This is a genomic window from Ochrobactrum sp. SFR4 (assembly GCF_019730395.1).
Taxonomy (GTDB): Bacteria; Pseudomonadota; Alphaproteobacteria; order Rhizobiales; family Rhizobiaceae; genus Pseudochrobactrum.
Genome location: NZ_JAAPBB010000002.1, coordinates 129,849 through 150,627 on the forward strand (window position 1 = coordinate 129,849; position 20,779 = coordinate 150,627).

The 20,779-nt window shown below is 48.9% G+C and carries 21 protein-coding genes and 1 tRNA gene; 11 read left to right on the forward strand and 11 right to left on the reverse strand.

Annotation, left to right across the window (positions count from 1 at the left end):
- Positions 1–91: 91 nt before the first annotated feature.
- The 4 genes from HBA93_RS02830 to HBA93_RS02845 all read right to left on the reverse strand — a co-directional run bounded on the left by HBA93_RS02830 (position 92) and on the right by HBA93_RS02845 (position 3,236).
- A complete protein-coding gene (locus tag HBA93_RS02830) occupies positions 92–1,132 on the reverse strand; it encodes an endonuclease/exonuclease/phosphatase family protein (RefSeq protein ID WP_221722279.1) in 1,041 nt (346 codons plus the stop codon).
- Positions 1,133–1,246: 114 nt separating this feature from the next.
- Positions 1,247–2,773 carry an AMP nucleosidase gene (locus tag HBA93_RS02835; protein ID WP_221722280.1) on the reverse strand — a complete coding sequence of 509 codons (1,527 nt, stop codon included), beginning with the start codon at positions 2,771–2,773 and terminating at the stop codon, positions 1,247–1,249.
- 86 nt (positions 2,774–2,859) lie between these two features.
- Positions 2,860–3,036 (reverse strand): hypothetical protein, encoded by a 177-nt coding sequence (locus HBA93_RS02840; protein WP_022712261.1) that lies wholly within the window; start codon positions 3,034–3,036, stop codon positions 2,860–2,862.
- Complete coding sequence (locus tag HBA93_RS02845) at positions 3,033–3,236, reverse strand: hypothetical protein (RefSeq protein ID WP_121991690.1); 204 nt, start codon at positions 3,234–3,236, stop codon at positions 3,033–3,035. Before HBA93_RS02845 ends, HBA93_RS02840 begins: the two co-directional genes overlap by 4 nt.
- 407 nt (positions 3,237–3,643) lie before the next feature.
- Between HBA93_RS02845 and HBA93_RS02850 the strand changes: the two genes are divergently transcribed.
- Positions 3,644–4,363, forward strand: a complete 720-nt coding sequence (locus tag HBA93_RS02850) for a glutathione S-transferase family protein (RefSeq protein WP_221722281.1) — start codon at positions 3,644–3,646, stop codon at positions 4,361–4,363.
- Positions 4,364–4,414: 51 nt separating this feature from the next.
- Here HBA93_RS02850 and HBA93_RS02855 read toward each other — a convergent pair whose 3' ends face one another.
- Entirely contained in the window at positions 4,415–4,759 is a 345-nt protein-coding gene (locus HBA93_RS02855) for a DUF2147 domain-containing protein (protein ID WP_121991688.1), read from the reverse strand.
- A gap of 400 nt (positions 4,760–5,159) precedes the next feature.
- Between HBA93_RS02855 and HBA93_RS02860 the strand changes: the two genes are divergently transcribed.
- Positions 5,160–5,420, forward strand: coding sequence for an SEL1-like repeat protein (locus HBA93_RS02860; RefSeq protein ID WP_121991687.1), 261 nt, complete (start codon positions 5,160–5,162; stop codon positions 5,418–5,420).
- A gap of 75 nt (positions 5,421–5,495) precedes the next feature.
- On the opposite strand, the gene HBA93_RS02865 is transcribed toward HBA93_RS02860, so the two are convergent.
- Entirely contained in the window at positions 5,496–6,146 is a 651-nt protein-coding gene (locus HBA93_RS02865; protein WP_121991686.1) for a YitT family protein, read from the reverse strand.
- A 521-nt stretch (positions 6,147–6,667) separates the two neighbouring features.
- On the opposite strand from HBA93_RS02865, the gene HBA93_RS02870 reads away from it, so the two are divergent.
- Positions 6,668–7,327 carry an antifreeze protein gene (locus HBA93_RS02870; protein WP_121991685.1) on the forward strand — a complete coding sequence of 220 codons (660 nt, stop codon included), beginning with the start codon at positions 6,668–6,670 and terminating at the stop codon, positions 7,325–7,327.
- Between the two features lie 114 nt (positions 7,328–7,441).
- Here HBA93_RS02870 and HBA93_RS02875 read toward each other — a convergent pair whose 3' ends face one another.
- Complete coding sequence (locus HBA93_RS02875; protein ID WP_221722282.1) at positions 7,442–8,182, reverse strand: helix-hairpin-helix domain-containing protein; 741 nt, start codon at positions 8,180–8,182, stop codon at positions 7,442–7,444.
- Positions 8,183–8,589: 407 nt separating this feature from the next.
- Positions 8,590–9,660 carry a porin gene (locus HBA93_RS02880; protein ID WP_221722283.1) on the reverse strand — a complete coding sequence of 357 codons (1,071 nt, stop codon included), beginning with the start codon at positions 9,658–9,660 and terminating at the stop codon, positions 8,590–8,592.
- Between the two features lie 638 nt (positions 9,661–10,298).
- Between HBA93_RS02880 and HBA93_RS02885 the strand changes: the two genes are divergently transcribed.
- The 4 genes from HBA93_RS02885 (at position 10,299) to HBA93_RS02900 (ending at position 13,552) form a co-directional block, all read left to right on the forward strand.
- Positions 10,299–10,388: transfer RNA gene (locus HBA93_RS02885), tRNA-Ser, on the forward strand.
- 200 nt (positions 10,389–10,588) lie between these two features.
- The gene (locus tag HBA93_RS02890; protein WP_221722284.1) at positions 10,589–11,668 is read left to right on the forward strand and encodes a porin; all 1,080 of its coding nucleotides are present in this window, start codon (positions 10,589–10,591) and stop codon (positions 11,666–11,668) included.
- A 286-nt stretch (positions 11,669–11,954) separates the two neighbouring features.
- Positions 11,955–12,881, forward strand: coding sequence for a tyrosine-type recombinase/integrase (locus HBA93_RS02895; RefSeq protein WP_028233875.1), 927 nt, complete (start codon positions 11,955–11,957; stop codon positions 12,879–12,881).
- A 311-nt stretch (positions 12,882–13,192) separates the two neighbouring features.
- Positions 13,193–13,552, forward strand: coding sequence for a DUF423 domain-containing protein (locus tag HBA93_RS02900; RefSeq protein WP_502910016.1), 360 nt, complete (start codon positions 13,193–13,195; stop codon positions 13,550–13,552).
- 144 nt (positions 13,553–13,696) lie between these two features.
- Here HBA93_RS02900 and HBA93_RS02905 read toward each other — a convergent pair whose 3' ends face one another.
- Positions 13,697–15,745 carry a lytic transglycosylase domain-containing protein gene (locus tag HBA93_RS02905; protein ID WP_121992967.1) on the reverse strand — a complete coding sequence of 683 codons (2,049 nt, stop codon included), beginning with the start codon at positions 15,743–15,745 and terminating at the stop codon, positions 13,697–13,699.
- Positions 15,746–15,928: 183 nt separating this feature from the next.
- On the opposite strand from HBA93_RS02905, the gene HBA93_RS02910 reads away from it, so the two are divergent.
- From HBA93_RS02910 to smpB, 3 genes are all read left to right on the forward strand, one after another.
- Positions 15,929–16,228: a hypothetical protein gene (locus HBA93_RS02910; RefSeq protein WP_221722285.1), complete on the forward strand. Its 300-nt coding sequence runs from the start codon at positions 15,929–15,931 to the stop codon at positions 16,226–16,228.
- A gap of 557 nt (positions 16,229–16,785) precedes the next feature.
- On the forward strand, positions 16,786–17,670 hold the full coding sequence (dapA, locus tag HBA93_RS02915; protein ID WP_122092916.1) for a 4-hydroxy-tetrahydrodipicolinate synthase: 885 nt from the start codon (positions 16,786–16,788) through the stop codon (positions 17,668–17,670).
- 337 nt (positions 17,671–18,007) lie between these two features.
- Positions 18,008–18,484, forward strand: coding sequence for an SsrA-binding protein SmpB (gene smpB / locus HBA93_RS02920; protein WP_121992884.1), 477 nt, complete (start codon positions 18,008–18,010; stop codon positions 18,482–18,484).
- Positions 18,485–18,531: 47 nt separating this feature from the next.
- On the opposite strand, the gene HBA93_RS02925 is transcribed toward smpB, so the two are convergent.
- On the reverse strand, positions 18,532–19,236 hold the full coding sequence (locus HBA93_RS02925; protein WP_221722286.1) for a uracil-DNA glycosylase: 705 nt from the start codon (positions 19,234–19,236) through the stop codon (positions 18,532–18,534).
- Between the two features lie 15 nt (positions 19,237–19,251).
- A complete protein-coding gene (locus HBA93_RS02930) occupies positions 19,252–19,824 on the reverse strand; it encodes a LabA-like NYN domain-containing protein (protein ID WP_022711959.1) in 573 nt (190 codons plus the stop codon).
- A gap of 486 nt (positions 19,825–20,310) precedes the next feature.
- Between HBA93_RS02930 and rpoZ the strand changes: the two genes are divergently transcribed.
- Positions 20,311–20,712, forward strand: a complete 402-nt coding sequence (rpoZ, locus tag HBA93_RS02935) for a DNA-directed RNA polymerase subunit omega (protein WP_022711960.1) — start codon at positions 20,311–20,313, stop codon at positions 20,710–20,712.
- Positions 20,713–20,779: the final 67 nt, after the last annotated feature.

The window sequence follows — 20,779 nt, forward strand, 5'->3', positions numbered from 1 at the left end:
CAGAAAAATGTCGGCGGGTCCGGTTTGAGTAAACATGAATAATACAAAAACGGCGCCCTGAAAGGCGCCGTTTTTTATTGAGAAATCAGCGTCAGATGCTGACGGCTTCCGGTGCCGTTTGCGGGCTGTCTTCCGCCGGTTCGGAAACTGAAGTCGGAACTGAAAACTCCAGCAGTAACGGAAAATGGTCTGAGCCGAGCGCTTCACCGGTGCGGATATTGTGTAGTTTCACAGTCTCGTTGATGAGAATATGATCGATCGGTAATCCGACCCAGTGGCGCAGGCTATCCGGCAGACGGGTTGTCAGCCATGTCGCACCTGCACCAGCAATGCGTTTGGTCTCGGTGAGCATTTCGTACTGGCGCAGATTGTAACTCCACGGGGCAGCATTGAAATCACCGGCAATAATCACCGGAATACCGTGAGGATTGGCCATAGGCTCCAATGCAGGGCGCAGCATTTCAAACTGCTGTACCTGTTTAAACGGCCATGGCCAAGACTGATGCAATGACGAGACCAGCACATTGGTACCGCCAAGATTAACAAGAGCGGTGGCCAATACGCCGTCACCGGTGCAGACCGGAGAGCCGAAATCGGCAAAAGGACGGCGCGAGAGAATGCCGACGCCCCATTTTTTCGGCAATGTGCCGCATTGGTGACGGTAAGGATAGTTGCCTTCCAGTATTTTAAGCCATGGCTGCCACTGCTCAGAGCCTTCCTGATAGGTGATGATATCCGGATTGTTGCGGGCAACAGCCTGCAACAGAGCTTTCGGATCAGCATTATTTTGCAGCAGATTAATCTGCATCAGCCGGTAGGTGACATTCCCGTCTTGCGCCGTTGCCGGCTGTGAAGAACCGGCCCAGTTCACCGTTGTTGAAAAGGCGCTGAGGCCGAGCAGTGTCACCATTGCCGCTTCACGGCGCAGGCTGGTGAAAAGCAGAAAAATCCCGCCAAGAGCCATGATTGCTGCAATATGGGCGCGAAAATGCGCAAAACTATCCAGAGCCGGATGCACACGGCCAAAGAATCCCAGTACCAGTGGAACCGAGAGCAGGACTAAAAAGATCAGCAGTGCAAAGAGCAGGGGAGATGTGCGTTTTGAAGCAGGAGTTAGTTTTTCACCGGACATAGAGACCACAGAGCAAGAGAAACAAGAATGACAGCACTGTTGGCTGTGAAAAGCAGCTTTATCAAGGCGCACTGCTCTGTAAACAATCTTGCAGAGCAGTGTTGATTGAAGCGTTTACTGGAATGCAGTCTCGAAGAAGCTGCGCAATTTGCGTGAATGCAGACGGTCTTGCGGCATGGCAGCAATTTTTTCCATTGCGCGGATGCCGATCTGCAAATGCTGTGCAACCTGTTTCTTGTAGAAGTCGGTCGCCATGCCCGGCAATTTCAGCTCGCCATGCAGCGGCTTGTCAGACACACAGAGCAAAGTACCGTAAGGCACGCGGAAGCGGAAGCCATTGGCCGCGATCGTGGCAGATTCCATATCCAGAGCCACAGCGCGGGACTGGGAGAGCCGCTGTACAGGGCCGCGCTGATCACGCAATTCCCAGTTACGGTTGTCAATCGTGGCAACGGTGCCGGTACGCATGATGCGTTTCAGTTCATAGCCCTCAAGACCGGTGATTTCCTCCACCGCATCTTCCAGAGCAACCTGAATTTCTGCCAGTGCAGGGATCGGCACCCAGATCGGCAGATCATCATCAAGAACATGATCCTCACGCACATAAGCATGAGCAAGCACATAATCGCCGAGCTGCTGGCTGTTGCGCAAACCGGCGCAGTGGCCAAGCATCAGCCATGCATGCGGGCGCAATACGGCAATATGATCGGTAATGGTTTTGGCATTGGACGGGCCGACACCGATATTGACCATTGTAATGCCCGAACCATCCGGCTTGACCAGATGATAAGCCGGCATTTGCGGCAGGCGCGCAGGTTCTGCACCTTGTGAAGGGGAGTTGTTACCGGCAAAGGTAATCAGGTTGCCCGGTTCAACAAATTTGGTGAAGCCGCCGCCGCCTTCTGCCATTAGTTTGCGGGCATAGGTGCAGAACTCGTCCATATAGAACTGATAGTTTGTGAAAAGCACATAGTTCTGGAAATGCGACGGACTGGTCGCGGTGTAATGCGACAGGCGTTGCAAAGAATAATCCACACGCTGACCGGTAAACGGTGCCAGCGGCATGACTTCCAAAGTCTGGAACTCGGTATCACCATTGGCAATACTGTCATCGGTATTGCCGAGATCCGGTACATCAAACATATCACGCAGCGGATATTTGAAAGCATCGGATACAGATGATTCTACATAAGTGCCTTCCAGAAAGGCAAAATGCAGCGGGATCGGTGTGGTGGATTCCTGAACGGTGACCGGCACACCATGATTTTTAATCAGCAGACGGATTTGTTCCATCAGGTAACTGTCAAAAAGATCGGGACGGGTCAGCGTGGTGGCATATTCACCCGGCAGGCTCACATGGCCATAGGCCAGACGCGTATCCACATGAGCGAAGCTGGCAGTTGAAAAGCAAAGCTCAGGGTAGAACGCGCGGAAACGCTGCGGTGCAACTTCGCCTTTGGCAACCTTATGAAAGGCATCGCGCAGAAAGGCAGTATTCCGGTCATAGAGAGCACGCAATGCGTCAACCGCAGCGCGGGCATCCGTAAATGATTGAGGAGCGACTGGCTCCGGTGTGGCTATGCCCGCAGAAATCAGATCTGAAACAGGGTTGCCCGAAAAAGTGTCGATTCTTTTGCTCATGCGCTACTATAAGCCGGAATTCTTACAGTTTATATGGCAAGCTTTATGCTGTGGCTCCGGTTTTGCAGAATGGTTAAATGCGGGAATTATTTCTGCAGGCTGACAACAAGAACCAGACCGGTTGCTGTAACTTTTCCGCCGGTATTGGCGGCAATGCCGGTAAAAGCAGCAACAGGCGCTACGAAGAATAAGCTGAACACCGCAATGCGCATGGCGAGATAGCATGTGTCGGTCAGAGTGCTGAGAAAATTCGCGGACATCATGGCAGCATCTCCTTTTCCTGTGATTTTGTGAGTGTAACGGCTTGTGCAGGGCGGGAGATTTCGGTTTTCAGGAAAGAATGCGATAATGTCTGAGCCAGATGACCGGTGCGGTTTGTATGATTTTCATTCATCAGCAGCAGGCTGAGAAATACCGTGCCGAGTGCGAACAGGCTGATAATGGTAAACCGGTGATACAACATCGCTTAGCCCCCTTTGGTCGAACATGTCGCTGCGGATATGATAATGTGCGACACAGTCTGGTCAGAAATGATCCTGTTATCCGTAAACTAACGGTCGCGGGCTGAACTCTTGCTGAGAGGGGCGTTCATCGGGCGTTCAAATTCCTGAAATTGCATTAAGCATATATTTTTCAACGTGAAACGAAATTTGGTTTTATGGATTGCCTAATCTGTAGTCGTGACTATATATTGTTTATTGCCGGACAATCACGCATATAATCATGCTGTTTGTCCTTACCGGTTTAACCAGAGCATAATTTCTTAAACTTGAATCATTTCCAGTTGAAATTATGCTCTCATTTTAAAGTGTTAGAGCGATTTTTGTGCGCCCGACGGGGCTCCGGCGCTCTAGTCAGGAGCAGATCTCTATGAGTGCCGATCCTAAAACCCAGACGAAGCCGATTGAACTTTATTACTGGCCGACGCCAAACGGCTGGAAGATCAGCATCATGCTGGAGGAACTGGGTGTTCCTTATGAAGTGAAATATGTGAATATCGGTAAAGGCGATCAGTTCGAGCCGTCATTTTTGAAAATCGCACCGAATAACCGTATGCCAGCGATTATTGATCCCGAAGGGCCGGGCGGCCAGCCGATTTCGGTTTTTGAATCCGGCGCTATTCTGCAATATCTGGGGCGTAAATTCGGTAAATTTTATCCGGCTGATGAACGCAAGCGCGTAGCCGTCGATGAATGGCTGATGTGGCAGATGGGCGGTCTTGGACCAATGTCCGGTCAGGCAGGACATTTCCGTGTCTATGCACCGGAAAAGGTCGAATATGGTATTAACCGCTATACGAATGAAGTGAACCGGCTCTACGGCGTGCTGAACCGCCAGCTTGAAGGCCGCGATTATATTGCCGGTGATTATTCCATTGCGGATATGGCCTGTGTGGGCTGGATCAGTGCCTATAAAAACTATGACCAGAAGCTGGAAGATTTCCCGAATCTGAAACGCTGGTACGAAGCGGTCACAGCCCGTGCAGCGGTGCAGCGCGGTATGGAGCTGGGCAAAGCCGAGCGTGAGAAGAGCAATCTTGCTACGGATAAAGCTGCGCAGAGCGTTTTGTTTAATCAGAAAGCGCGCTGACTATAAAACAAAGCGTTGCGCGATCATCATCCGCAACGCTTTTCATTTGTCTTACTGGCGTGCCAGTTTTTCGGTCTTGCAGATCAGTCCGCCTGCCACACAACCGGCCAGCGATAAAGTGCTGCCGCTGACACTGGCTTTGCCGGAATAGGTCTTGCCTTCGTCAAGCTTATTGACGGTGCCTTTATAGCTGCCGTCTTTACCGTTCATCTTGCCGATGGATTTGCCTTTATACTCACCGTTCAGCACGGTGCCGCAATAATCCTCGCCGCCGCAGCTTTTATATTCAATGATAGTGCCGGATGTGCGTTTCCACGTGCCGACAATTGGTTCCGCTGCCAGAGCAGGGCCGAACGACAGTGTCAGGGCTGTCATTGCAAACAAGATTTTCTTCATCAGTTCCTCCCGAAGATGCGTAATATGTGATGGCATATTGTTTACGCTCACGTAAACGTAATCCAAAGAATGACACTTGAAAAGAGCCGATTTTGCGCTGTGGCAATCGCACCGCTTTTACACATCGTAACCAGCTGATGTGATTATTGGTTAGCGGCAGGTTTAAATTTTCTTGCGCATAAAAACCGTGATTTTTGCAGAAGTCCCGCAAAACCAGCAGAGTTATTCTTAATGAATTCTGATATTTACCCATTGTTGGGATTTTGTTGATTGGCCGTTAAGGATGGTATTTAACGGCGGTTTCAATTCTTTCCGTCATCTTGTTCATAACAACAGCAGAGATCTGCACGGCCTTTCCGGCTTTAAGCGGACCGCAGTTTAACAGGACAGGATAAGAATAATGTTTGCACGTTTCAGCACAAAGTCAGAGAATAATATCAATGCCATGCAGGCCGAAATGCTGTTTGAAACCGGCATGATGTATTATGCAGGGCGTGATTGCGTGGCAGACCGCATCGAGGCTTATAAATGGTTTAATATTGCTGCCATCCGCGGTGATGACCGCGCTCTGCCAATGCGTAGTAAATTGTCAGAAATGATGAGCAAGCCGGAACTGGTACGCGCCTTGCGTGAGGCACGCGAATGGATGGCGCGTCACTGATCCCGCCATCCGGTTTCTTCTAACTTGTAGCCAGATACCGACTTCACTTTAACTTGTGGCCAGATAACGGCTTTGTCAGCTTGTGGCCAGATACCGGCCGGGCTTGTGGTTGATTGCAATAATAACATTCATGACCACAGCGCCGATCAGCGAAATCGCAACCTGTTGCGGGGACAGGTAAAACAGCGATACAGCCATCAGTAGCAGATCCAGAGTAAGCTGCGACCAGCCTGCGCGGATATTGTAATTATCCTGCAAATAAAGAGCCAGAATATTGATGCCGCCGACACCGGCACGGTGGCGGAACAGGGCAAGCACGCCCATTCCCATCAGAGTGCCGCCCATAAAAGCTGCAAAAACCGGTTGCAGGTTGGAGAAATCCACCCACATCGGGAACAGCCGCGTAAAGAGCGACATCAGTGCTACCGCCACAAAGGTGCGGATTGTGAAGCGCCAGCCCATGCGCTTGATAGCCAGATAATAAAAAGGCAGGTTGATAAGGAAAAATACCAGAGCAAACTGCCAGTTGGTTGCGTAATGCACGAGAAGAGCCACACCGGCTGTGCTGCCGGTCATCAGTTTGGCTTGCGCATAAAGAGTTAGTCCGAGGCTGACAAAGCTGGTGCCGATCAGCATCGCCACAACATCTTCATAGAAGCGGTGTCTCTCGGTCACAGATATTGGTGATAGAGCCGGAATCGCATCCGGAGTTGTGACTTCAGCCATGAAAAAAGACCCTGCAACATGCTGCTGCGGCGTATTTTAAACGTCGGACAGGATATTGTTTAAAAGAAAACTGAAAAATAGCAGAGCCTTCATTGATCTCTGCTACAGGCATTATTTAGCCGATAATCTGTGCAAAATCAGCGGTGAGAAAATTGTTATTTTTAGTCCGGCAATAGCGATTTATAAGCAAAATCCGGCTTTTTATATGCCAATAATTGCGCGGATATTATGCCTGAGGCAAAGATGCGGTGGTTAGGGAGAATATGTATAAGCCAAGTTAAAAAGGGCAGTTGAGCGTGATTTACTGCGCAAGAATGCATCTGATTTATAATTTGTTGCATCTCAGGATATTATAAAAATGCTATGTTTGAGGGCTACAATATAAACAATCACGATGCTGTCTCACAACGCGTCAACACTTTTCAGAAATTGTGAAAAGGTTTTGCGTGCGGAATATTATACGATATTGACAGAAAAACGCTTTAGGCACAGTGTTTTAAAACCTAATCAGGAGAACAGAGATGAAAATTCAAACTCTCAGCCGCCTTGGCGGTGCAGCATTGCTGACAGGAATGGCCGTCTTTGTGCTGTCTTCACCGGCAAGTGCGCTGACAATGGCAGAATGCAGCACGAAATATCAGGCTGCAAAAGATGCCGGTACACTGGGTACGATGAAATGGAATGATTTCCGTAAAGCGCAGTGTGGCACTGATGCGGCTGCAACTCCGGCACCGGCTGCTCCGGCGAAACCGGCAACAACTGCTGCAAAGCCTGCCAAACAAGCTCCTGCTGCTGATAGCGCAGATGCCGCTAAGGGGCTGACAATGCAGCAGTGCTCTGCAAAATATAAAGCAGCGCAGGAAACAGGTCTGGCGACCGGTCTGAAATGGAATGCTTTCCGTAAGGCTGAATGCGGCCCTGGTGCTGACCCTGAAAAAGTAACATCCGTATCAACAAAAGAGCCGGCAGCTCCGACTGTTGCTGCGCCAAGCGGTGTTAAATTCCCGTCTGCGGTTTCTGCAAAATATGCGACTGAAACTGAAGGCAAGCAGCGTATGAAAACCTGTTTGGATCAGTATTATGCCAATAAGAGCGCGAATTCTCTGAATGGTCTGCGCTGGATCCAGAAGGGCGGCGGTTATTACAGCCTTTGCAATGCACGTCTGAAGGGCAATTCCTGATCTATTTATCAGGCCTAAACTATGAAAATAAAAAGACCCGCCTCAGTTTTGAAGCGGGTCTTTTTGTAAAGATTGCATTTTGCGCTGAATTCAACACACCTGCCAAAACGTGCTTCAGGCTTTTTCAGTTTTCTTTGCGGGTTTGGATTTGGCTTTTACCGCGGCGGGTTTTGTTACTTTTTTAACCGCACGCTTTGGCGCTTCTGCAGCAGCAGCTTTACTCATCAGTTTCTTTGCTTGAGCAACCCAGTTTTCCCGTTCAGCACGTCCGGCAAAACCGGTGGTGCGGTTCAGCCATGTGATCTGATCCGTATTCAGATCGGTAAGCTGGTCATAATGGAAAATACCGGCATTATATAATTTGGTCTGAATTGCGTTCCCTATACCGGTAATCTGGGTCAGATCGTCAGCTTTATCCTGTCGCGGTTTCTTCAGGCGCTCCGGTTCGGAAGGGGCTGGCGGTGCCGGCGTTTCTGCTGCCGGTGAGGGCGCTGCAACTGCTTCGGCAGGATTTGTTTCCGCAACTTTAGATGCAATATGAAGAACGGGACTATGGGCAGGGCCGACCGGTTCCGCATCCGGTACAATCTTTTGCGTGGCTTCGGTGGTTTCTGTTGCAGCCGGTGTTTTAATGACCGGTTGTGCCGCACTCTCTTGTTTGGATGGGCTTGCCTTCACCGGTGCTGCGGGAGCCGGTTTTTTCTCAGGCTCTTTGCTCTTGGGCGTGACTGCTGTTGCAGGCGGGATAATGCTTGCTGCCGGTTGCTTTGCCTTTGCCGTCGTAAGCTTGCTGTAAATTAAACCAAGGAAGAATACGATTACACCGATCAGGGCGATCCAGAGTAAAAAATCCATATAATTCTCCTTGTGAAACGTGTCGGGCAGGGCAAATGAATGCGGATACATTCTGATTTATCCTGATAAGCCTGCTGATTATCATTAGCTGTTTTAAAGCAGTGCAGAGGATAAGTGTGCTGTAAAATATAGCAGATCACCGGCGACTACAAAATGCCACGCATTATAAAGCGTGGGGATAAAGACCAGACATATAAATACCGCTTGTTATTTAAAGTCAGTTTTAGAGCATGTCGCGGAAAAGTGGGGCCGGTTTTATGATAACAACAGGCGCAAAATAAAGAGGCAGAGCGAGTGCAGCGGATACAATTAAACGCGACGCGTTTTAGGGCGTACAAAACAGAAAACCCGGCAGCGTGAGCTGCCGGGTTTTCTTTAACCTTACGGTCTGTTCTAAGTCGTAAAACTTAGAAAGAACGCTGGAAGCGGATCATACCACCCCAAGCATCTTCGCCGCGAACAGCTGTAGCATACTTGTCGGTGTCTTTCCATTTGGTGTAGGAAACTTCAGGAGTAATTGTGAAGCCTGGAACCAGCTGGTAAGCTACGTTTGCAGTGTAAGCCTGTTTGCCGAAATCTTCGTAAGCAGCCTGCAGGTTGAAAGTAGCTTTGTCGGTTGCCTTGTACTTCAGACCACCCCAGACAGCCCAATCGCCGCCCCAGTTGCCGTACATGCCAACAGCTTCTTCATAAGAAGCGTAACCGCCCTGTACCCATACGGAGAATACGTCAGTTACGTTTACATCGAGGCGAACTTTACCAGCCCACTCTTCGATTTCAGAGTCGTAAGCTGCAACACCAGCGATCGAACCCCAAGCCTGTTCGAACTTCAGACCACCAACAACGTGTGGCATGTAGTCGTCGATTACGCCGTCATAAACGTTGCCGTTGATGTCGGAGAATGCTGTAACTTTTTCACCCTGTTCGGCAGAGATGATTGCCGAGAAGCCGTTACCACCGGTGAAGGTGTAGCTGATCAGGTTGGTGTCGTATGCGCCTGGCGATACAACGTCATCGTTGATTACATCGCCGAGGTAGCCGGAGAATGTGTGGAATGCGGATTCATCTTTACCGATGCGCAGACCGCCCAGTTCGATGTAAGCATATTTCAGCTTGTTCTGTTTGTTTGCGCCGTCGCCGAATTCAAAACGGTTTTCGGTGAAGGTCTTCAGAGTGCCGAGTTCGGTTTCAGTCGCTGTGTGTGTACGCAGTGTGAAACGGGTGTTGGTCGACCATGTCTTACGGTCACGACCAGTGTACACATCGTCGCCGCCTTTGAAGTCAGCGCGAACATAACCGGAAAGACGCAGGCAGGTTTCTGTGCCTGGAATGTAGAAGTAGCCAGCGCCGTAAGCGTCGCAAACGCGTACATATTCTACAGCTTCTGGTTCTGGTGCAACGATGGCGTCGGCAGCCTGAGCGCCGGTTGCTGCAACGAGAGCGGCAGCGGAGCCGAGAAGAAGGCTCTTAATGTTCATTTCTGACCTCCAGTCAAAGTTTTAAATGGGTCTGGGCATTTTGTTTTGGCTGAAGGACAACCTGTCCCCATCCCCTTGGGTGAAAAAGTCGCTACCGAAGCGCTCCTTCTTCTGCCCTCAAGATACTCGTGCTCAGTTTCGTTGCAACACTGAAAACGCATAAGTAGGGGGTAAGATGTTGCTATCGGCATATCGTGTTGCAGAAAAGACACGAAACACACCCTAGGTACCGGATTTTATTTATGTTTTGTTTATATTTATTAAAATAAATTAACGAAAAATTGCTGCTTTTGCGGGGTTTTCTGATGTTTCCACAGGCTGAAACAGCGCCACGTCCCGGGGAGGACTTGAATTGATCTGCCTGGTTTCATCCTCCTTAAGACATAAAACTGGCAAGTGATTTGCCCTGTTCGCGTCAGTGAATCGGTTACCTGATACCAAGGGCTTTGATTCTGTGATTTTGATTCCGTTTCTATGCATTTTGAAGCCGGCTTCTCTTTTTAGAGGGCAGAAAGAGCGTAAAACTATCAGAATTTAATGCCTTTTTTGAATTCCGCCTGTTGATGGATAAGATTTTTTTGCTCCTGATGCGTAAAGTGCTTGAACTCATGATTATTACCGGCTATTGCGCCTTTACCGGAGAGGTGGCCGAGTGGTCGAAGGCGCTCCCCTGCTAAGGGAGTATACCCGGAAGGGTATCATGGGTTCGAATCCCATCCTCTCCGCCATTGTTTCATTGATAGAATGGCTTACAGGCAGCTGGCAGAATTTATTCTTGCCGGTTTTTTTGTTTTTTACACGCTTTTATCCCGTATTTTTTGACTACCGATTTTAGACGTTCAAAAATAAATAATTCTGGTCGTTTTAATAACTTATTGAAAATATTGATTTTTATTGGATGATGCATGTTTCTGACTGGAGGTCAGAAATGAACATTAAGAGCCTTCTTCTCGGCTCCGCTGCAGCTCTCGTTGCAGTATCCGGCGCTCAGGCTGCCGACGCCATCGTTGCACCAGAACCAGAAGCTGTAGAATATGTACGCGTTTGCGACGCTTACGGCGCTGGCTACTTTTACATTCCGGGCACAGAAACTTGCCTGCGCATCTCCGGTTATGTTCGTTTTGATGCGTCTGCTGGTGATGATCCTTATTCCGGCAAGGACAGCGACACTTGGGGTACAAACACCCGTTTCACGCTGCGCACACACACTGCTTCGGAAACTGAACTCGGTACTCTGAAAACTTTCACCGAAAACCGTTTCAACTTCGGTGACGGCGAACAGGGCAGCCATACTCTGAAGCATGCTTACATTCAGCTGGGCGGCCTGATGCTCGGTAAAACTGACTCAGCTTTCCATAGCTTTACCGGTTACCTCGGCGACATCATCAACGATGACGTGGTAAGCGCAGGTCTCTACAATACCAATCTGGTTAGCTACACCTTCACAGGCGGTAACGGTTTCTCGGCAATCATCTCCGCCGAACAGGGTGAAAAAGCTAAAGCTTTCAGCCATGGCAATTCACTTCCGCTCGCTTATGACGCTGTAATCGACGATTACATGCCACACGTTGTTGGTGGTTTGAAGTTCGAACAGGCTTGGGGTTCGATCGCCGGTGTTGCAGCTTATGATGCAGAAATCGAAGAATGGGCAGGTAAGATCCGCCTCGACGTAAACGTAACAGACCAGTTCTCCGTATGGGTACAGGGCGGCTATGCTTCTTACGAAGCTCCAATCGGCATGTATGGTAACTGGGGCGGCGATTGGGCCGTCTGGGGTGGCGCGAAGTTCAAAGCAACTGACAAAGCTACCATCAACGTACAGGCTGCTTACGAAGATTGGGGTAAAACCGCTGTTGCTGCAAACGTAGCTTATCAGCTGGTTCCAGGTTTCACCATCACTCCAGAAATCAACTACACCTCTTGGAAGGGTGATCACCCAGTACGCGTACTTGGTGGAGCTCCTAAGGATGCTTTCGGTGGTATGATCCGCTTCCAGCGTTCTTTCTAAACCATTGGTTTAGTTTAAAAAAAGATACCAGCGGCTATGTCGCTGGTATTTTCGTCTCACACGGGGCGTTCAAGCGGGGACCATCTTTAACGAGATGCGCTTATACAAATACCAGATGTAAATTTTTGTATTGATGGGGCGGACTAAGACTTTTCGAGGGGGCATTTCAGAAACTCAACCAGAGTGGTTTTATCATGCTGACCTCACAAAAATGTTACTCAGACTTGTGTTATGTTCTTATTGGTTCTAAAGCTCCAAGTCGATCAAACGGCTGGGGGGCCTTATGATGGAGCTGAATCGGGACATTTCTTTCGAAAATTCTGAGAATTTTACGCCTGTAATGGGCTATAATCTCAGTTTTACGTCATCCAATACAAAAACACATCGCATTGTGAATCAGTACTCAGTTACTGATTTGTCCGAGCGCTATCTCAATATTTTATGGGACGACGGGTCGCATAAATATAATGTGAGATTGTTTCTTGGTGAAATTAATGAAATTCTGAAGGGGGAGCGTTTCAGCGGCTTTAGTCAGGAAATGCTCGACAGAATTATCGGTTCCCTGCGTGAACGCAATAACAGCAATGCAACCATTAATAGAAAAATGGCTGCACTCAGCAAGTTGTTGCGAAAGGCGTATAAGATGGGGGACATCTTTAGCCTGCCGGAATTCATTCGTCAGAAGGAACGGGCAGGGCGAATTCGTTTTCTTGAACTTGAAGAAGAAGCACGTCTTTTCGCGGCGATTAAAGCGCGTTGCGAAAACAGCTATCGTCTGGCCGTATTTTTGGTCGATACAGGTTGCCGTCTTGGTGAAGCAATCGGCCTGACCTGGAATGATTTACACGATCCGCGTGTCACTTTCTGGCTTACCAAGTCGAACCGGAGCCGTACTGTTCCCTTGACCAAACGTGCCAGAAAAACCTGTAAAATACCGGTTGAGCGTCATAAAGGGCCGTTTTCTATGCTGACGCAGGTCGAATTCCGCGCAGTGTGGAATGATGCCAAATATGAAGTCGGGCTTGGTACAGATACACAGGTTGTGCCGCATATTCTCCGTCATACATGCGCATCGCGCCTTGTGCGCGGCGGTATTGATATTCGTCGTGTTCAGATGTGGCTTGGTCATCAGACATTGCAGATGACAATGCGTTATGCCCATCTTGCGACCAATGATTTAGACAGCTGTGTAAAGGTGCTGGAAGTTCGCTAGGCAATTCAGAGTAATTTATGCTGTTTCCTGTCGTACTGGTTAGCTGATTTGGAGGATACTAACGGCAGTATGTTGTACTCAGGAAACCGGAATGATGTTGCGGATTTATAAAACATACATGTCCGTCATTCAGAAAGATCAGTTCTCGGTAGTCGGGCGAACTTGATGATCTGCTCTAAACTGTTATAGAAGCATTGTTTTCCTGAGTAAGAATGCGCTTTGATACGGACTCTTTGACGACAGCCATTGATTAAAGTTGCGCTTATCTGCATTGATGACGGGCAGATAATCAAATTACAGGATTTATGAAAATGACTGCTGGCGTTGAACGTCTGTTTCTGTTTTTCTCCGGTTTATCCGGTGCTGCTGCAATGACAAGCTATGCAGCATCTGCACACGGCGATCATGCGTTTTTAGGTGTTGTAGCGCCGATTTTGCTGGGGCATGCAGCTGCTTTTTTTGGTTTTTCTTTTTTAAGTGTACGCAGTCGCGCCATTTACTGGGCTGGTATTCTCGTGTTGCTCGGTCTTGTCTTATTTGCTGGTGATTTGATTCTGCGTGATCTGACAGGCAACAGATTGTTCGCTATGGCCGCGCCGACAGGCGGTACTTTGATGATTGGCGGTTGGCTGATGACGGCTCTGTGCGCATTCATCCCTGTAAGAAAATAATATTATCTCCGTTGTTTTCTCCGGAACATCTTAAATTGTAAGATATTTCGGGCTGGAAAAGTTGGATATTCCATACAAAAAAGCCGCGCTGTACGTTCACAGCGCGGCTTTTTTGATAGTTATAGCCAAAAATTACCGGAAAATTTAACCGCGACGACCGCTTACCAGATCCTGCTGAATATTGGCATTGCCATAGAGACGGGATTTATAAACGGCGTAATTCTCCATCACCCGCTGCACATAGTTACGGGTTTCTGTGTATGGAATACGCTCGATCCAGTCGACAACCTGATCGAGATTCTGCCCGCGCGGATCACCATATTTGGCAATCCATTCACTGGCGCGTCTCGGGCCTGCATTATATCCGGCAAAAGTCAGGATATAAGAACCGTTGAAACGCTCAATCTGTTCACCGAGATAATGCGCACCTAAAGTAGCATTATAAGCGGCATCCGTGGTCAGGCGCTTATCGGAATAAGCAAGACCTGCGCGCTGGGCAACGCCTTTTGCTGTTCCCGGTAACAATTGTAGCAGGCCACGCGCACCGGCGCTGGAAACTGCTGAAATATTGAATTCGCTTTCCTGACGGGCTATCGCATAGGCGAGGGCGGCGCCGGAGCCTTTAATATTCGCATTGGCCGGAATGGCACCGGTCGGATGAGATAATGCACCGACATCAAGGCCGCGACCGGCTGCGATCTTGCCGACACGCAGAGACAGGTAATGATTGCTGTTTCGCTCGGCCATAACGGCGAGAAGAGCCAGTTCCCCTGTGCTGCTCAATTCCTGCGCCATGTTTATGTACAGGCTCTGTGCCCGATTGCCATAACCGATGGATTCCAGTCGGCGGATTGCGCGAACCGGTTCACGGCTGTCAAAACGCTCACGGTCTGCAGCGCTTGGTTTCGGATAAGGCAGCTGCAGAACATTATTACCAAGTTTGGCTGCAGCCAGCTGGCCGTAAAATGATGTACCGTAATAGGATGCGCGCTGATACATCTGCTTTGCATTGCCGCCACCACCGGCTTCTGCGGCACGACCCATCCAGTAATAGGCGCGGGATGCTGACATCGGACGCGAGGAAATTTCGGCAATACGGCTAAAATGTTTCTGCGCGGTAGAGGCATCATTCAATGCACGCAGAGCATACCAGCCCGCATGGAATTCTGCATCTGCAGACATTGTCGGTGTTTCCGCACTGTGTGCTGCGGCTAAGCGATAAGCGATTTGCGGTTTACCGATATCCAGCAATTCACGGGATAAAACGCGGCGCTCAATCCACCATGCATCCGGATCAACCAGGGATTTGGCATCTCGCGGTGCCTTCAGCATCAGATTGGCGGCTTCCGTATAGCGTTCAGAACGGCGCAGATACTGGATTTTTGCAAACAAAAACGCAGGATTTGACTGCCATGAACTATGTACAGCATTGAGCTTTTGTGCCGCATCCGGTGCACGCTTGCTGACTGAGACATATGCTGCATAAAGCGATTCCGCATTGGCTGATGCGGCTAAGCGTGATGCTGATGACAGGCGGTTATCATAAAGCATGCGCAGAAAACGTGCCTGATGATCCTCTTTGGTCAATACGCCGGAAAATTCGCGTAAAATCAGCGTTTCATCTTTTGTATCGAGCTTGGCACGCGCCCACCATGGGGCAAGTAACTGGCGTGCCTGAGCACGGTTTCCGCTGGCAAGATAAGCACGACCCAGCAGGATCATACCTTCCGTAGTTTGTGGCTTACGGTTTCCGAGATAGGAAAGAATTGTGTTCGCAGAGGCGTTTTCACGGTAAAGTGCCCGTTCAGTGTTGCGCTGAACTGTTGTCATGCCAGGCCAGTCGCGCAATTCTGCGGCAGCCGCAACATAGTCAGCACTCGACAAGCCGTCAGCACCGGACAAGGCCAGAGCCCATGTCAGGATATGGCGGTCGAGATCACTGGCGGACATGCCATTGCGGATTGCCAGCGCACGGCGTGCATCTTTTGAAGACAGGGCATCCAGCGCGGTTTTCAGGCTGCCGCTCATAGCGGCCGGCGCCTGTGTGCGTGGTATGGTGGCAGTGGTCGTCGGATCCGGCCGCATCATCGGAGCAGGCATATTACGCATTGCCGTTGGTGCAAAAGGGCGCAGCAAAGGCGTCGGCACATTCTCAGCTTCCTGAGCGCTGGCTGTCAGTACATTTCCCGCCATGCTTGCACTTAAAAGTGTAAGGGCTAAAAAAAACTGATCTGGTCGCTGTCCGAAAAGTGCAAATTTACGCATTACAAATCCGTTATAACCCTGTTGAAGCAAATTTAAGGCAGATTTTTAAGATATCCGAGTGAAAACTGAGAGTTATCGAAAAATTGTTTTATGTGTTCAGAGGCTCTGAATATGCTTTTGAATGCTGCCGGTCTTTCCAGAGCATGTCTCCCAAAAGTGGATGCCGGTTTTGGAGGCAAGACATGCGTTGAATTAAAAGATGGAGCGAGCACTGTAGATCAGATTATACGGAGCACGCTCTGTCACCGGAATATAAGCCATACCTGTGAAGGCAATGTTAATGAAGCCTTACCTGAAAGACGGGGTGGTATGGTTTTTAACAATAAATTCATCGTGATTTGCGCCCCAATTTTGCCGGTATTGACTGATGTTTCTCAGAAGGTTGGGGATAAAATGCAAATCACTTGCTAACAGGTTTTCGTCGATATGCGTAAAACATTTCGTCGGAGTGACGAAATATGCGTTTATATTTATCATAGCGATGAAATGCTCATGAATATGTGTAAATTTGCTTGATGCAGCAGTTGTGCAGGACTATGGTGCAGCACTTTTCACGAACAGGTGGTGGTGCCATCATTCTGTATGCGGCTGCAAGGCCTGTATGGATGGTCGTTCTATGGCATTTGTAGTGAATATAATAACATTCTTATAGGCTGTATATTAGAAATCATCATATATGCGGTTTGAAATTACATACTGTCAGAGCAGGGCTTTTTTGATTTTGGAAAATTGAAAACTGTCCGGAGATGCGGGGCTGATTATGTCAGGCCGGATTTCCTTCTGCATATCTGATCTTCAATAATAGAGCGTGGTGCACCCGATCGGGCGCACAAAACCCGCTCTAACACTTTGAAATTAGAGCATACTATTCCGGATTGAAAGTCCGGCGTAATAAACTGCATTATCGGTCGATTTTTCGCTGATATGTAATTCATATTAAAACACAGGCAAACTTTTGGGAGTACCCGATGCTTAAGGGCTCAATCACGGCTATCGTCACACCTTTTACAGAACAGGGTGGTTTTGACGAAAAAGCGTTCCGTGGCCTTGTAAACTGGCAGATCGAGGAGGGGACGCATGGCTTTGTACCGGTTGGTACAACTGGCGAAACTCCGACACTGTCCCATGATGAGCATAAACGGGTAATCGAGGTTTGCGTTGAAGAAGCGAAAGGCCGTGCGCAGGTTATAGCCGGCGCCGGTTCTAATAATACTGTTGAAGCCATTGAGCTTGCCCAGCACGCACAAAGCGCTGGTGCTGATGCTGTTCTGGTTGTGACACCTTATTATAATAAGCCAAATCAGCGCGGGCTGTATGCGCATTTTTCCGCTGTTGCCAAAGCGATTTCTATTCCGCTGGTGATCTATAATATTCCGGGACGCTCGATCATTGATATGACACCGGAAACTATGGGCGCGCTTGTGCGTGATCATAAGAATATTGTTGGCGTAAAGGATGCAACCGGTAAAATTGAGCGTGTCTCAGAGCAGCGTGCAACTTGTGGTACGGACTTTATTCAGTTGTCCGGCGAAGATGCAACGGCTCTGGGTTTCAACGCTCATGGCGGACGCGGCTGTATTTCTGTAACATCCAATATTGCACCACGTCTTTGCGCGCAGTTTCAGGAAGCCTGTCTGGCCGGTGATTATGCAACAGCACTGACAATTCAGGATCGTCTGATGCCGCTGCACAAGGCCTTGTTCATGGAGCCGAACCCGTCTGGTGTGAAATATGCACTGGCACGTACCGGACGCATTACTAATCACCTGCGTTTGCCTTTGATGCCGGTAGAGGCTGAAACTGCAGAGAAAATCGATGCGGCGCTGCGTCATGCAGGCTTGCTGAATCACTAGAGCGCCGTGTGCCAGACTTGGCACACAAAGGCCGCTCTAACACTTTAAAATTAGAGCATAATTTTACCTTTAATTGATTCAAGTCTAAGGAATTATGCTCTAACCCTGCGCATCCGGCATAACTGAACAGTTTACGCTGTTTATTTTGCTGCAAATCATCTATCGCCTGCCGGTACATGAGTATTGAACCGGCAGGCTTTTTTATATTCAGCTTGCTTCAGTTTAAGCCGGAAAAACTCTGGATTCTATAGTGGTCGCATTATCACGGTCGTCAAGTTCATCCAGCTTGACTGTGAAATGCTCTAGTAAAGTTGCGGATCAGATATATATTGCTGCCATGAATACGAAAAAAAATGCACCTGCACGCAAAGTCATCGCAGATAACCGCAAAGCGCGTTATAATTTCGAGATACTTGAAGTGATTGAAGCGGGCCTCGTTCTCTCGGGAACCGAGGTTAAATCTTTGCGTTCCAATCAGGCGAATATCGCTGAAAGCTATGCCAGCTTTGAGAATGATGCGTTCTGGCTGATTAATTCCTATATTCCTGAATATACGCAAGGCAATCGTTTCAATCATGATCCGCGGCGGTTGCGCAAATTATTGCTCAGCGAGAGAGAGATTGTGCGTCTGGCCAATTCCATCGCCCGTGACGGGATGACAGTTGTGCCGTTGAAACTCTATTTCAATGAGCGTGGCCGTGCGAAGCTCGAAATCGCTCTGGCACGCGGTAAGAAATTGCATGACAAACGCGAGACAGAAAAGAACCGTGACTGGAATCGTGAAAAATCACGATTGCTCCGTGATCGCGGGTGATCCCCGAAAGATTAAAACCCTGTTTGAGACAGGGTTTTTTTATGAGCTTATTTCTGGGGATTGTCGTTCAGATAGTCGCGCACATTGCTGAATACGTTACGGAACATGGCCTCTGTGAGAACGCCGGTATTGGTGTTGTAGCGCGAGCAGTGGTAGCTGGAGAAAATGCGCAGCTTTCCGATATCTGTTTGCGCGCCATGGCCGAATTTATGTTTTGAGACCGGCTGGCCAAGGGCACGGATTGTCGATTGATGGGCAATGGTGCCAAGCGTGACAATCGCCTGCAAGTTAGGCAGGCCGGTAATAAACGGTGATAAAAACTGGCGGCAGGTATTGATCTCGGCGCCGGTCGGTTTGTTCTCCGGCGGCACACAGCGAACGGCATTGACGATGGCGCAATCATTGAGCGTCAATGTATCATCAGGGCGCGCTTCGAAATTACCCTGAGCGAAGCCATAATCTTTCAATGTGGAATAGAGCAGGTCACCCGCATAATCACCGGTAAAAGGGCGGCCGGTGCGGTTGGCACCGCGTAAACCCGGTGCAAGGCCGATAATCAGCAGGCGTGCCCGTTCGGCAAAAGCGGGCAGGGTCGTGGTGCAAACTGCTGTTGCACTGTTCTGCGGATCTGTCGGCAGAAAAGCAGGAACCGGAGCATTATGCCATGAAGGCTCATTGCCCCGCCAGACTTGAATAAAGTCGTGAAGGCGGGGGCAGAAAGCGCAATCGCGGGATGGTTCCGGATACTGCAAAGCGGTCAGAAGAGCTTAGTACAGCTCTTCTTCCTCTTCAAAGCGGCGGGCCGGACGCTCACTGGCTTCGCGGCTGATTTCAGACTTCAGAGTTACCAGATCAAGGAAATGGTCTGCCTGACGACGCAATTCATCGGAAATCATTGGCGGCTGTGTTGTGAGTGTTGAAACAACACTCACTTTGCGGCCGCGACGCTGCAAAGCTTCTACGAGGCAGCGGAAATCGCCGTCACCGGAGAAGATCACAAAATGATCGACAGTTTCAGTCAGTTGCATGGCATCGACAGCAAGTTCGATATCCATATTGCCCTTTACCTTGCGGCGGCCGGTTGCATCAGTAAATTCTTTGGCAGCTTTGGTAATGACTTTGTAGCCATTGTAGTCGAGCCAGTCGATCAGGGGACGAATGGATGAATATTCCTGATCTTCAACAAGTGCAGTATAGTAATAAGCACGCAGTAAGTAACCGCGCTTCTGAAAAGCTTTCAACAATTTGCGGTAATCAATATCAAAGCCAAGTGTCTTGGATGCAGCGTAAAGATTGGCGCCATCGATAAAAAGCGCGATTTTTTCGCGTGAATCAAACATTTTGATAATTATCCATTCTTCAGCAAATAATATTTTGCTGATTAATTGTCCGCACTTTTCAATTTTTAGTTTTGAAAAAAGCCTCTCCTAGTTTGCGTTCTAAGGCGCATCTACAGAAAGGCAAGCAATCACAGGTTGTTTTTATTGTCGTATTTGGAAAAGTCAGGGAAAATGTGTGATTAAGATATCACAAATATCATATAAATGAAATCTATTCATTTGGGAGCAAGAGTATAAACGATTTAGAGGACTTTATTGCATCCGTTTGAAGGACCTCGGAACAGTGAAGTTTTTAAAAGATCGGGAGCGATTCTGTGGGGTTTTGTGACGGAAAGATGAAGGTTAGTGGCGGGCAGAGCTGTGTTTGCGCACAGATATAGAAAATCAAAAACGACTCTATGTGCGCTTTTGCTTGTTTTTTGTGTCAAGTGGCGTTATGGAAATCGGGAATTCCTGAATTAATTTTGAGATATGAAAGGGGCATCCATGGCCCGCGTTACCGTTGAGGATTGCGTTGACAAGGTAGACAACCGCTTTGAGCTGGTTCTGCTTGCCAGCCATCGTGCACGTCAGATCTCACAGGGCGGTCAGATTACCATTGATCGCGACAACGATAAAAACCCGGTTGTTGCGTTGCGTGAAATCGCTGACGAGACCCTGTCACCGGGTGATCTGAAAGAAGACCTGATCCATTCGCTGCAGAAGCATGTGGAAATTGACGAACCGGAAGCGCCGGCACCATTGCAGATCAGCGGCGCTCTGGATGAGCTGGGCGGTGAAGTTGTTGTCGGCGCTGAAGACATTGTGACATTCGACAGCATGAGCGAAGAAGATCTGCTTGCTGGTATCGAAGGTCTGGTTGCACCGGAGAAAAGCGACGATTACTGATTTTTGTTGAGGCGCTTTAAGCTGTTTCAACAGATATCCGGCTTTGTTTTCAGGTTGCCGGTATCAG